Consider the following 13,161-nt stretch of genomic DNA (forward strand, 5'->3'; position numbering starts at 1 on the left):
TAACTTATGGTAAAAGGTTAATATCAGTGAAAATCTGGTTCAATGCGGCAGGAGATGAATGTCTTGGGCTGAAATGGTGCAATTTCAAAATTGCCTTTATCTCCTTCTTTTTCTCAGGCATCAGCTTCATAATACTACCTTTTGAATTGATTCTCTTGAACTCGGGATCTCCAGCTACATGGGCATAAATCTTATGCGATTCCTTGAATGAAGAATTTTCAGTGTTCGATTTTGATTCTAGAAATTCTTTCTTCCAAGAAACATAGCAACTGATAGTCCCTTTGTAGACTTGCTCATAAAAACCTTCTTTTATATGATGGGTAACAGCACTGGAATCGTACTGGGTGTTGGCAAATTTTACGAATGTCCTTCCTTCTAGCTCAAATGCTTTTATGTTGGAAGTGGTAAGGGAAACCATACTCGCCACAAAAGGCTCATCTACAAACATGTTCAGCCTGTCCTCCATAATATCGTATCGGCAGTTATCGCAATTGATTTTATTTTTGAGGGTATAAACAATGCATTTTTTGAAGTCATTGTCTATCAAATATTGATGTCCGTCTGTCCTTCTGGGGGAGAATACATCAGTTTCACCATAATGTATATTTTCGGCAGCCTGAGGGTATTGAACTATGATGTTTTGTACTAAACCCTGCTGAGTCTCTTTTTTATCTTTAGTTGCTTGGGCAAAAGAAAGTAGAGGGGAGGTAGCTAATAGTACAACAATTAACCTGCTGTACAGGTAGTTTTGAATCATTTTCAAGTCAAGTTATATAGGTAAATAGTAAAGCTAATTGAGCTAGTAATATTAAATTACTTCTCCAATATCTGGTGGGAGAATGGTGTAATATTAATGTGTAGTTAGACTATTTCACAATTGACTTGCTGAAATAGCATTAGTGCAAAAGGTGTATTTATTGCAAATGTAAATATTATGTTTTTTTTTGAATTCGTTAAACTTATCCAAAATAAATTGGATATCATATCTAAACAAATACTAGACAATTTATCGTAATAATACTCCTTTATCTTACCACAAGTCAAAAAGACATTTTTAAAACTTGGCAGGTATCATAAAAACCAACCTTACCCATAAAGCATAGAGTTGGGCTGATGGCTTGGCTATAACTCTGAAATCAAATTTTGAACAAGCATTTACGAATAGCTATTTTAGAAATGAAAATAAATAGCCATCGAAAATCGTATGTCTTCATTCGTTAATCGATATTCAAATCCTTAGCTCTTAGTTTGTGGTATTTTTACAGGTTGTCATTTTTATCATTATTAATGGCATAGATCCCATCGCCTTCTCAGACCCCCAAAGTACAAGTAAAGTTTAAACATGCCCTTGTTTTTATCCATTCTTGTTTCATGCTTTCCATATATTGTCTTTCAAGTCTTATCTTTGAGTTGCAGCCAAGTTGCACCCTTCAAACACTAAAAGCAGAGAATAATGTCCCATAAAACCGTAGAAGACCTTCCTGAATTTAAATGGATAAAGCGGATTTCTAACCTGATGGACGAGGCTATTCGCATTCCGGGCACTAATATACGGTTTGGGCTGGACCCTATTTTGGGACTAGTCCCCGGAGCTGGTGATTACATTTCCATGGTGATTTCCTCGCTTATGGTGCTAGGAATAGTGAGGCAGGGCATAAGCGGAAAAGTGGTAGTAATGATGTTGGGAAATGTCTTGGTCGATTTCCTAGTGGGTTCCGTTCCCGTAATTGGCGACCTTTTCGACTTTGCCTACAAAGCCAATTCCCGCAACTACCGCCTGCTGCTCAAGCATTACGAAGAAGGCAAGCACAAAGGCTCTGGCTGCGGTCTCGTACTCCTCGTAGTGGGTTTCACTCTTGCCCTCCTAGGCTTCGGCTTTTTCCTCTCATGGAAAATCCTCAGCTGGCTATCGGGGATGGTGGGGTAAGCTTCGGAATTATTCAGCCGTAGCCCAGTCCACCGCCATTGCCGCATGGATTTCCGTAGTGTTGAACGTAGGGATATTCACATCCTTATCGGAAATGAGCATCGGGATTTCCGTGCAGCCCAATATCACACCTTCCGCCCCTTGGGCTTCCAACTTCCCTATAACTTCTTGGTACATCTTCCTCGATTCATCCTTTATTTCCCCGTTTACTAGCTCCTCATAGATCACTCGATGCACCTTGTCCCTATCGCCCTTTTCGGGGATGATGGTCTCGATGCCAAACTCTTCTTTGAGCAACGTCTTGTAAAAATCCTTTTCCATGGTAAAGCTCGTTCCCAGCAAGGCTACCTTCTTTGCTCCTTGCTTTACTATCGCTCTGCCCGTAGCCTCGGCTATGTGCAAGAAGGGCACTGAAATACTGCCCCGAATAGCCTCCGAACAAAGATGCATAGTATTGGTGCAAAGGATGACCACATCCGCCCCTGCCGCTTCCAATTTGCTGGCTGCATCTGCCATCAGTTCATCCATTTTTGCCCAATCTCCTGCCCGTTGCAGTAGCTCTATTTCGGCAAAATCAACCGTGAGCATCACACTTTTACAGTTGTGGTAGCCACCCAGTTTTTCCTTCACCAGCTTATTCATCAAGCTGTAATACACAGCGGACGACTCCCAGCTCAGTCCGCCAATCATGCCTATTGTTTTCATATGTTGTTAAAAGTAGAGAAAAATATAAGAAGATAAACGAAGGATATATACTTCTTATGTATTTGTATTTAAAAAACCATTTTATAAATTACACTATGTTACAAATGGGCATTAAAATACCATGAAAGATAATACAGCTAAAACAGCAATCTACATATTAATTATTGGGGTATTATTTATAGCCATAGCACCTATTTTATTTACCCGAACATGGGGCTTGATAAAGTTTTCTGGAACGGGGGAAATAGGAGATACAATAGGAGGGATTACAGCTCCCATAGCCAGTGTGATTGGGTCTATCTTAGTCTTTTTAGCATTAAGAGCTCAGATAAAAGCTAATGAATATATCATTGAACAGAATAAATTACAGAAAGATTTGTTCGATACAGAAACAGAAAAATTTCAATTAGAACAGAAAAGGTTAAAAGAAGATAAAATTGAAGAGAACAAACAAAAAAAAGCTCAATATTTATTTCTTCAATATAATTTTCTAGTCTCTGAATTTAATGATTTTAAGTATGCGAAAGGAGATAGAAATAGTGCCTTTTATCGGGAATTAACAGGCTACTACGCTATACTGGAATTTGTTGAAAAAGAACTGCAAGTTATCCCATACACTGAAGATGATTGTAAAATTGAATACGCTAAAACAGACTTTAGAAGAGAGCCTCAAAAGCTATTATTATTACGGATTTTAACTTTAGTTTCGGACTATATTGATTTGATTTTCCAAAGAGACCTAAATGATTTAGACCTACAACTGGCAGAAAATCAAATTCAATTTCTATTTCATAACAAAATCAAACCCTGTTTTGAAATGGTTAAAGCTAAAATTGAAAGAGATCCAATTTGTGATAAGTGTAATAAAATACATGGAGATATACCTAATATCTTCTCTGAAAAAATTGAGGAAATTGACAATAAACTAAACAGTAGGCTATCAGAGACAAAGATAAGGTATAATTCTAGGAAGTTTATGTTAAACCAAATCCCTCCTGAAAAGTAATACCCTTAATAAACCACATAAAACTTATCCTTCTCCCATACCAGTGGGTTATTTTGGATATATTCCGAAATTCTATAAAATGCTTTTTCATCTCGAATAATGTGGTCATGGAAGCGGGCTTGCCATTTAAAACCTGGGCGGGTTTTGCGGGATTCAATGGTACATTTCCGTTTGTATTGATTGATAATCACCCCTAGTGTGCCAGGTTGCCATACCTTGGAGGCCTTAGCAGTTTGTTTCCTAGCTTTCTGTTTTGAGGAATCCAAATTGTCATTTTGACTGGAGACGCCCAAATTGGTCGTCTCTACGATGTCGGGCGATTGCCCATTATTTTCCGATCCTGTAGAGACGCCCGATCCGGGCGTCTCCTGACTATCGGGACTCTTTACAGTCTGCTTATCAATCACCAAAATCCCATGCACATGGTTGGGCATGACGATGAACGATTCCAACCTGATGAATGGAAAATGTTTGGGTATTTCCAACCAATAATCATGGGCGATTTGCCCCGTGTCCGACAAATGCATTTCCCCTTCTTTGATTCTCCCAAAAAAACATTCCATTTGTTGGGTACAAATAGTGACAAAATAATATCCATCCGCACCGTAATCCCAATGGGGGTGCCGCGCTGATGCTATTCGGTAACGGTCTTTGAACTTTTCGGGCATGGATAGCAGGGTTGTGTACAACAACATTTCTGAATAGTTTGATTATCCAGTGTACCCTCATGTTTTAAGTAAACAGCTGTATCCTAGCATGTTGGCTTAAAATCTACAAAAGGCGACCAACTTGGTCGCCTTTTGTAAAAAGTAGAGAGATTTTACCCTCCATGGTTGAGTATTCAAGTGCAGAAGACCTACTCATCCTCTAGCTTCCATGTCCTTACCCAATCAACTTTCATGGTATTGGTAGCATCATCCCCCAAATCGGTTTTAAGAGGAAGCCCTCCAAGCCAGTCGGCTTCGTTTGTCCACAAATCAAAAATGATTTCCAAATCTCTTGTAAACTCACGCCCCTCATAGGTTTGTCCAGATCTGTCGTGACCTACTACTACGCTACCGGCAGGTTCTCCATCGAGGTAAAATTGAATGTTTTTCGAATCTTTCCACCATACGCCAAACGTATGGTAATCTTCGTTCCATTTTACACCTTTCAGCGGGTTAACATCCGACAAACCATCTTGATGGAAGTTGTCTTCATCCCTAATAGTTCCTGGTGTTTTGCTAGCATCTGCATGGAAATATTGAGAATTCATCTGCAAAGGAAAATCTGGCTGACAGCCACAAGAAGGGTTAGAGTTGTTTTCAATAATATCAATCTCATCTCTATTATTTATATCTCCATTGTTCAGCCAGTAGGTAGTATAAGCAGAAATATGGGCTGATTTAATCCTAGCCTCCGTGTACATGGGGTAGCTTGTTTCCGCTTTTGAATGGATTCTTGCAGTTTGAAACCACCTGTCGTCGGGGTTACTTTCATTAAGTGTTGCCTTTATCCATAAATTTCCATCGGATACTCCAGAGTTCGTGTTAGCATCTGTCATAAAAACAGGGACACCATAGTTCCAAGTTGACTTAAACCATTTGTTGCTGTCCCAAGCATCAAACTCGTCGGACATGCTTTCGAGCTTCACCCACTTTTTCCCGTCGGGAGTTGTGTTTTCTATAGAAACAAAAGAGGGGAGGTTTGGATCGATATTGTTAAAATCCTCAGCCGTTGGCCCCACCTCATTTACAGTGATGTTTACCGTTGCCTTGTCGCTATCGCCATTGTTGTCTGTAATCTTGTAGGTAAAGCTATCCGATCCGCTAAAATTCGCATTTGGCACATATTCAAATACACCATCGCTTATTTCTGAAACAGTGCCATTACTAGGGTCGGTCAATACACTGTAATCATCTCCACTTCCTCCATCATCACCTATGTCGTCATTTGCAGAAACAATAACCTGATTTGCCGTTCCTGCGGTACTGTTTTCATCAACTGTCAATACATCATCCACCGCTGTCGGGCTGTCGTTTGGAGGAGGAACACCATCATCCGAATTACTGCAATTGAATAGGAATATAAGTGAGAATAGTACTAATGGAAGGAAGTTATACCTGTTTGAAAAGCCTCTTTTCATGCTCATTGTTCGAAGTCAAATTTGTTATACAATTTACTTAAATCCTTAAACTCGCTATTAGCTATTTTGAGTCAGGGTTTTAAATGTATAGATACAAAGTCTAATGTATGTTGCTCCGAGCTAGACTTAAACTGAACAGTGTTTATAGTGTATCATTGCAGATTGTTTTTTTATTGTTGCTTAAATTGTTTTTCGAAAAAAAGACAAGAAAACAGCTCTCTTTTGCAGTATAAAAAAACAGAAAGTGTATTTAGAAATGGATAGGGTTGGTACTAACTTATCTCAGTTGGAATTTCGTTTTTGTCAACTTTTCGGAGACTTCCCAAAGCTTTTGGGCTACGGCTTTGTCGTGTGAAATGCTATTGGATTGTACCTTTCCCGGTGTGCCTTTCATTTCTTTAAAACCTGTTGGTCCCACGTAGCCTCCACCTTTTACCTCTTCGGCTAAGGCAGCATAAAGCGAGGGCATGGTTGCCTGCTTGGGTTTGTGCATCATAAATGGGCTAAATGCGGCCCAGAGCAACTTACCCACAGCGGACAAATGCTGGCCAAGGTTTGTTTCGGAAACACCGGGGTGGGCTGCCACCGAAATAGTTTGGCTGCCTGCTGCTGCCAACCGTCGTTGCAGCTCGTAGGCGAATAGGAGACAGGCTAATTTACTTTGTCCATAAGCGCCCATTTTCGAGTAGCTTTTTTCACTGTTCAAGTTATCAAAATCGATCGTTGCTCTTTTGTGTGCGAGGCTACTGAGGGAAACCACCCTTGAACCTTCGGTGCCGCTGAGCACTGGCAGCAGCAATTGTGTGAGGGCAAAATGTGCGAAATAATTCACCCCCATTTGGCTTTCAAAGCCTTCTTCGGTTTGGGCAAAAGGAGGCACCATTATCCCCGCATTGTTTATCAGTAGGTCGAGGCGGTTGTGGATAGCCGAATACGCCTCTGCAAATTCCCGCACCGATTGCAATGAGTTGAGGTCAAGCTGGATGATGTCCAAATCAGCGTTGTGTGCTTTTTGCGCTATACTTTCTTTAGCCTTTTCTGCTTTTTCGAGGTTTCGGCAAGCCATCACCACTTTCATGCCTTTGCCTGCCAAGGCAAGAGATGTTTCATAACCCACACCAATATTTGCTCCAGTTACTATAGCGATTCTGCCTTTTTGAGGAGGGGCATTTTTTATATCAAATCCAGCCATTTTTGTTTTTCGGAAAGTTAAGTGCCCAATTTCAACATTGCCTAGCGTGGATTGTTTGGGAAACCAAATTGGGTTTATGGGTGCAGGTCAAGATGATCCTATTGACTAACACCCGACCTCTAAACTCAAATAGCCAACTTCATCAACCTTTCATAATAGGGTTGGCATTTGGCTAACAACGGTTTCAGCCTTTCGGGAAAGGGTTCAGTTTTGGGTTTGTATTCAGCAAACCTTGTAGACTGGTGGACGCTGGCGTACCAATACTTTGCCCAAGAGCCATCTTCGGGGCGAGCCCCCGCTTCCCATTGCAACATGCTACGTTCGAAAGGAATTTCGGCAAGTTTGCAAAAGCGTTTGAGCACCCCTTCGGGATCGAGTAACAAGCGCTTGGATTCTAACACAATGGGGGTAATTCCATTTTCTTCAAAGTAATCGAGTAACTCAGCATGTAGCTCATAGCCCACATCCAACATGGAAGGGTTTTCAATCACCTTCCCAAAAGATGGGAGCATTTCCACGGGGTCGCGGGTGAGCATCACGTTCACCGCATCCTTCATAAAACCTTTGTCCAAGCCCAACAAATGATGGGTCATATTCTTGAAAAATACCACCGGTTTTTCCTGCTCGCCCATCATCATTTCCACCACTTTTTGCCCATCATTTTCCATGGTTGCCAATATTTCTTCCGCTCCAGGGTGATATTCTTTTGCCGCCGTTTGGCTGAGGTAATGCGCATAAAGTGGCTCGTCAAACACTTGGGTATCGTTTCGCTGGGCAAAGGAATACATAAGGGCGGTGGAAATATTCCGAGGGCCCGACCAGAGGCAAATTCTTTTTGTAGGTGTTTTATTCATGTTATTTCGCTACTTCTTCTTTTATCAAACCATCGTACAATTCACTTAGCTTTTGGGTCATTTCTCCATACGTTCCTTCTCCTATCACCCTTCCGTCCACCTTGGTCACGGGCGTGAGCCCTCCGAACGTGCCTGTTACAAAAGCTTCGTCTGCTCCGTACAAGTCGAAGAGGGAAAAGTTCTTTTGGTGGCAAAGAATCCCAAACCGCTCGCAAGCTTCTATCACCTTTCCCCGTGTGATTCCGTTCATGCAATATTGCCCCGTGGAAGTCCAAACCTCCCCATTTTTCACCATAAAAAAGTTGGTAGCGTTGCAAGTAGCAACAAAGCCGTGGATGTCCAACATCAACGCTTCGTCAGCCCCAGCTTCTATCGCCTGCACCAAGGCTTGCACCTCGTGCAATTTGCTGTGGCAGTTGAGCCGTGGATCGAGGTAATCGGGCGAGCCTCTTCGGATGGTACTGGTAAACAGCGTGATGCCCTTTTGCTTGCTTTCTTGGGAGGCTTGTTTGTGCTCGGCAATAATCACCACGTTAGGGCCAGAAATAGTGAGTCGAGGATCTTGGGAAGGTGTTTTTTTGATGCCGCGGGTCACCATCAGTCGTACATGCACGTGGTCGTGCATATCATTGGCACGGAGGGTTTCCCAAATCCGCTCCGTAATTTCTTCTTTGGTAAAATCTAGCTTCATCCCGACCGTTGCCGCTGCTTGCCACAGTCTGTTGAGGTGTTCATCCAAGAAGACCAATACGCCTTCGTGCAACCTGAAGGCTTCCCAAACCCCATCTCCTACCAAATAGCCGCTGTCGAAAACGGAAATCTTAGCATCGTTGCGGGGGAGCAATTCCCCATTTATATATATCTTGATAGCTGCATTGCGTTCGTCTGCCAATGCATTGTGCGTTCCATGTACCATGTGGTTATTCTTAGTTTCGATAATGTGACTAGCCAATTTAAGAAAAGGATTTGGGAAAGGGGAATTCCGATATAAATATGAAACATCTAACTTGACCTCATGGGGAATTGTGTCTTTTTGTAAATGTATTTAACATTGTGAATCAGTATTCAAATGTCTATATTAGTAATTAATAAAGAAGTCATTACTAATAAAGCCTGTTATGATTTTATCATTTCTTTTCAGAACAAAGAAGTTTAAAATTGCTGAGTTTACAGATCATTATCAACTGTATGTAAAGCTCATCAGATTTGGGAAGTATGTGCCTATAAAATCTGCTAAAGTGGCATTTAATCCACATGACGTAGACAGTCAAGTTGATGCTTTGATGAAGGTGAAAGAAATAAAAACAACTCTTTTACTAAAAGACAAACCATTATTTTTGGAGAGTTAAAGCAACATAGAACCTCTCAAGCTCTCTTTCCAAAAATGATTCTTAACCGAGTAACTTTTGAATACCGCAACCGAACTTTAGTAGAAAAGGTAACGTTTTGCCCACCCTTTAGGGTCGTAAAAGTCTTCCAAAATGAGGGATGTTTTATTTATGTAAAGGGAGCAAAAACCAATCTCCATTCTCAGACAGATACGACAAGCATACAGAGCAAAGAGGCGGTGCTATTGCGGTGCGGAACCTATTTTGTAGATTGGCTAAAAAAAACTGAAGGCACTACCATCGAAGCTTTTGCCTTCCACCTGTACCCCGATATTTTAAAAGAGTTATACAAAAAAGAGCTTCCTGCGCTGATCAAACAACAAATCGGTGGGGATCGGATCAAAAAGATCATTCCTGAAAATACACTTTCAAAGTTTGTAGAAAACCTCGACTTCTATTTTGAAAACCCAAGCTTGGTCAACGATGATTTGCTGGAGCTAAAAATAAAAGAGCTTATCTTACTCTTGGTACAAACTAAAAATGCCCAATCCATTCTCCAACTGCTAGAAGATTTGTTCAGCCCAAAAGTCGCTAATATCAAAGAGGTGGTTCACGCCCACCTCTTTTCCAACCTTTCGGTCGAGGACTTGGCGAAGCTCAGCAACCTTAGCCTATCATCTTTCAAAAGAGATTTTAAGAAAATATTCAACGACTCTCCCGCCAACTTTATCAACCACCAACGTATTGAAAAAGCCAAAGAGCTCTTACGGACTAGCCAGCTTTCCATTAGCGAGGTTGCCTACGAAACAGGCTACGCCGACCCCGGCTATTTTGCCCGGTTGTTCAAAAGTAAAACAGGGCTGTCCCCTTCCGATTTTCGTACTAACTCCCTCTGAACCAAATATCCTTAGATAAGAGCTTTTTGTCCTATTCCAACTCGGCAATTGCAAAGACTTTTGTATCAAAAAAAAAGCAATGAAAAAGTCTGTAAAAATTATCACGGGATACCTAGGCGTATCCATGTTTATGTTTGGAGTGCTGAAATTTGTCAACCCTTTTAAAGGATGGTACACTACGCAGGTAGCGGCTAGCCAACTTCCATTTCCCACACTTTCTTACTGGGCTGGGCAATTTGGGGAAATAGCCGTTGGGGTTGCATTTATTTTTCTTTTGTTCCAATACAAAAAACTGGAAGCCTCCACCATAGGTCGCATCCTTGCCATTGGCAACATCTTAATCATTATCATGATGATCACCGCCATCTATGTCCACCTCCATCCAGATGTACCGGCTGAGGTCTTACCCCTGAAGATCAACCCTCCATATATTCCATGTTTCTTCATGGCATTGCCTATTATTAGTTTGTATTTGCAACGGAAATAAGCTGGTTCATTTATTTGTGGGAAAATATAAACATGTCCTGAATACATTAATAGGGTATTTACATATAACTTTGGGTGATTATTAGCAAAGTTTTAAACATGAAATACCCAGAAAATATGAAACAACTGTGGATAGCGTTCGCCCTGCTTTCATTGATACTCGCATGTAACCGCACAAGTACAACAGGTAAAGTTGAAAAAGTGGTGGTAATAAAGGAAGATACGCCTTGGGGCGAAGAAGTTTTCACTATTCCCACTTTTAAAGAAGATATATTTACCATAACAGATTACGATGCCAAGGAGCGCGCTGAAAACAACCAAGTGTTCATCCAAGCGGCCATAGATGCTTGCCATGCAAATGGAGGAGGAGTGGTGTTGGTTCCAGCGGGCACTTGGGCAACTTCTTACCTAGACATGAAATCTAATGTTAATCTGCATTTGGTAGAAGGCGCAGCTCTTTCTTTTTTGGATGATATCGAGCTTTACAATACGCCTACCTTCACCCGATGGGAAGGGATCGAATGTATGAATTTCCATCCGTTGATCTACGCAAGAGATGCAGAGAATATGGCTGTAACTGGAAAGGGTAAGATCATAGGAAATGGAAAAAAATGGTGGGCACATGCGAAAGGAACTCAAAAAGGGAGTCTTGCGAAACTCTACGACCAAGTGGAAGCAAATGTAGCTCCCGAAGAACGAAACTGCTTAGCTTTTAGCCCTACATCTTATTTAAGACCTTCGCTTATTCAGTTCATCAATTGCAAAAATGTATTGTTAGACAGCGTGGAAATTGGGTCGGGTCCAATGTGGACGGTTCATTTAGTTTACTGTGAAAATGTGGTGGCTCAAAACCTAAAAGTCATTACCAACGGGGTGAATAATGATGGAATAGTACCTGATGCTTCCAAAAAAGTGCTGATCAACAATTGCTTTTTCTCTACTGGCGATGACTGCATCGTGATCAAATCGGGCTTGAACGAAGACGGATGGAGAGTAGGGAAAGCGAGTGAACGTATCGTCATTAAAGATTGTAAAACGGAACACGGGCATGGAGGTGTCGTGATTGGCAGCGAAATGTCGGGCGGGGTGAGAAATATCTATGCCTACAACTGCGACTTTAGTCAAACCCAACGAGGGCTTCGGGTAAAATCGATGAAAGGAAGAGGTGGAGTAGTGGAGAACCTTTGGTTCAAAGACATTCGAATGGATAATATAGAAGATGAAGCTATCCGAATCAACCTAGATTATGGTGCAAGTTCCATCACACCAAGAACCGATAGCTTGCCTATATTTAGAAATTTTCATTTTGAAAACATTAAATCGGTCAACTCCAACTACTGTGTGAGGATTACAGGTTCGCCCGAAATTAATATAGAAGGTTTGACTTTCGTTAATTTGGAAATGCAAGGTAAGTACGGCATTCACATGAATAATGTGGAAAATACTACTTTTACTTCTGCAAAAATAGAAGTGGAAAAAGATATGCCTTTGGTGATCAAAGATTCGCAGCGTATCAGTTTTGATAGCACTACTTTTACGGCAAACTCAACTACCATGGTCAAGTTGGTAGGCAAAAAAAATGAAGATATTACCTTTAAAAACTCAAATGCATCGACATTTGAAGTGCCTTTTGAAGAGGAGGAAAAGTCTAATATCAGTATTCAGTAAGAACGTTTAAATGGATTATAGGGACAAGGTCTTTTTGGCTGTAGCGGAAAATCTAAGCTTTTCAAAAGCTGCAAATGAGCTGTTCATTAGCCAGCCTGCGGTGACCAAGCATATAAAGGAACTAGAAAACAAGCTGAGCAGTACTCTTTTTGAAAGAAAAGGGAATAAAATATACCTGACCAAGGCGGGGAAAGTTACCTATAACTACCTGAAGAAAATAAAGCAACAATACGAGGAGTTGGAATTTGAACTAGGCAGGGTGAACGATACGTTTAAGGGCTTGCTTCGGATTGGGGCAAGCTCTACCATTTCCCAATACCTTATCCCCAAAGTAATTGCCGCATTTCATAAGCGATACCCCTCCATCGAGATCTTTCTGTTCAATGGAAACTCCTTCGAAATGGAACGTAGATTACTTGAAAATGAGATTGATATGGCACTGGTGGAAAGTGAGACTTCCCAAGCAAATATCAAATATATCGACTTCCTTTCCGATGAGATAGTAGCGGTGACGGGCAGTAACAGCGTGTATGCCAAGTTGAATTCCATCACCCTCGCCGACTTCCAAGAAATCCCCATTGTGCTACGCGAGAAAGGGTCAGGCACACTTGAAGTCATTCAGAAATCCTTGGTCAAACAACAAATCAACCTCGATAAATTGAACATCCTCATCCATTTGGGCAGCACCGAATCCATCAAGACTTTTATAAGTGAGTGCGATGGGCTGGCATTGGTCTCAGAGAAATCTATCGAGAAGGAATTGATGCTGAAGCAGCTTAAGAAAGTTTCCGTCAAAGGACTGAGCTTCAACCGACAGTTTCGTATTGCCATAAGGCAAGGGCAGGAAAGCAAAACGTCAAAGTTGTTTATTGATTTTTTGACTAGGTATAACTTATAGTTATTCTATATAAAAATTAAGTATTTGATTTGATTATAAAAGGCGGTTATGTTTGTCCCATACAAAAAGGATAAAG

Annotated in this window: 14 protein-coding genes; 7 read left to right on the top strand and 7 right to left on the bottom strand. The window is 41.2% G+C overall.

Annotated features, from left to right (window positions below; genetic code table 11):
• Positions 1-4: 4 nt before the first annotated feature.
• Positions 5-757, bottom strand: a complete 753-nt coding sequence (locus R9C00_03895) for a hypothetical protein (protein WPO36588.1) — start codon at positions 755-757, stop codon at positions 5-7.
• A gap of 696 nt (positions 758-1,453) precedes the next feature.
• Between R9C00_03895 and R9C00_03900 the strand changes: the two genes are divergently transcribed.
• Positions 1,454-1,927 (top strand): DUF4112 domain-containing protein, encoded by a 474-nt coding sequence (locus R9C00_03900; protein WPO36589.1) that lies wholly within the window; start codon positions 1,454-1,456, stop codon positions 1,925-1,927.
• 9 nt (positions 1,928-1,936) lie between these two features.
• Here the strand turns inward: R9C00_03900 and R9C00_03905 are convergent, their stop codons facing one another.
• Positions 1,937-2,632: an aspartate/glutamate racemase family protein gene (locus tag R9C00_03905; protein WPO36590.1), complete on the bottom strand. Its 696-nt coding sequence runs from the start codon at positions 2,630-2,632 to the stop codon at positions 1,937-1,939.
• A gap of 121 nt (positions 2,633-2,753) precedes the next feature.
• On the opposite strand from R9C00_03905, the gene R9C00_03910 reads away from it, so the two are divergent.
• The gene (locus R9C00_03910; protein ID WPO36591.1) at positions 2,754-3,638 is read left to right on the top strand and encodes a hypothetical protein; all 885 of its coding nucleotides are present in this window, start codon (positions 2,754-2,756) and stop codon (positions 3,636-3,638) included.
• A 5-nt stretch (positions 3,639-3,643) separates the two neighbouring features.
• On the opposite strand, the gene R9C00_03915 is transcribed toward R9C00_03910, so the two are convergent.
• The 5 genes from R9C00_03915 to R9C00_03935 all read right to left on the bottom strand — a co-directional run bounded on the left by R9C00_03915 (position 3,644) and on the right by R9C00_03935 (position 8,725).
• Complete coding sequence (locus R9C00_03915) at positions 3,644-4,333, bottom strand: transposase (GenBank protein WPO36592.1); 690 nt, start codon at positions 4,331-4,333, stop codon at positions 3,644-3,646.
• Between the two features lie 161 nt (positions 4,334-4,494).
• Positions 4,495-5,769: an Ig-like domain-containing protein gene (locus R9C00_03920; GenBank protein ID WPO36593.1), complete on the bottom strand. Its 1,275-nt coding sequence runs from the start codon at positions 5,767-5,769 to the stop codon at positions 4,495-4,497.
• 271 nt (positions 5,770-6,040) lie between these two features.
• Positions 6,041-6,955 (bottom strand): oxidoreductase, encoded by a 915-nt coding sequence (locus R9C00_03925; GenBank protein ID WPO36594.1) that lies wholly within the window; start codon positions 6,953-6,955, stop codon positions 6,041-6,043.
• Between the two features lie 125 nt (positions 6,956-7,080).
• The gene (locus tag R9C00_03930; protein ID WPO36595.1) at positions 7,081-7,809 is read right to left on the bottom strand and encodes a sulfotransferase family protein; all 729 of its coding nucleotides are present in this window, start codon (positions 7,807-7,809) and stop codon (positions 7,081-7,083) included.
• A 1-nt stretch (position 7,810) separates the two neighbouring features.
• Positions 7,811-8,725: an aminotransferase class IV gene (locus R9C00_03935; GenBank protein WPO36596.1), complete on the bottom strand. Its 915-nt coding sequence runs from the start codon at positions 8,723-8,725 to the stop codon at positions 7,811-7,813.
• Positions 8,726-8,927: 202 nt separating this feature from the next.
• Here R9C00_03935 and R9C00_03940 point away from each other — a divergent pair, with 202 nt between their 5' ends.
• From R9C00_03940 to R9C00_03960, 5 genes are all read left to right on the top strand, one after another.
• Complete coding sequence (locus R9C00_03940; GenBank protein ID WPO36597.1) at positions 8,928-9,158, top strand: hypothetical protein; 231 nt, start codon at positions 8,928-8,930, stop codon at positions 9,156-9,158.
• Positions 9,159-9,193: 35 nt separating this feature from the next.
• On the top strand, positions 9,194-10,033 hold the full coding sequence (locus R9C00_03945) for an AraC family transcriptional regulator (protein ID WPO36598.1): 840 nt from the start codon (positions 9,194-9,196) through the stop codon (positions 10,031-10,033).
• 79 nt (positions 10,034-10,112) lie between these two features.
• On the top strand, positions 10,113-10,520 hold the full coding sequence (locus R9C00_03950; protein ID WPO36599.1) for a hypothetical protein: 408 nt from the start codon (positions 10,113-10,115) through the stop codon (positions 10,518-10,520).
• 98 nt (positions 10,521-10,618) lie between these two features.
• Positions 10,619-12,187, top strand: a complete 1,569-nt coding sequence (locus R9C00_03955; protein ID WPO36600.1) for a glycoside hydrolase family 28 protein — start codon at positions 10,619-10,621, stop codon at positions 12,185-12,187.
• Between the two features lie 10 nt (positions 12,188-12,197).
• A complete protein-coding gene (locus tag R9C00_03960; protein ID WPO36601.1) occupies positions 12,198-13,085 on the top strand; it encodes a LysR family transcriptional regulator in 888 nt (295 codons plus the stop codon).
• The last annotated feature ends 76 nt before the right edge of the window (positions 13,086-13,161 follow it).

The sequence above is a fragment of the Flammeovirgaceae bacterium SG7u.111 genome, from assembly GCA_034044135.1.
Taxonomy (GTDB): Bacteria; Bacteroidota; Bacteroidia; order Cytophagales; family Flammeovirgaceae.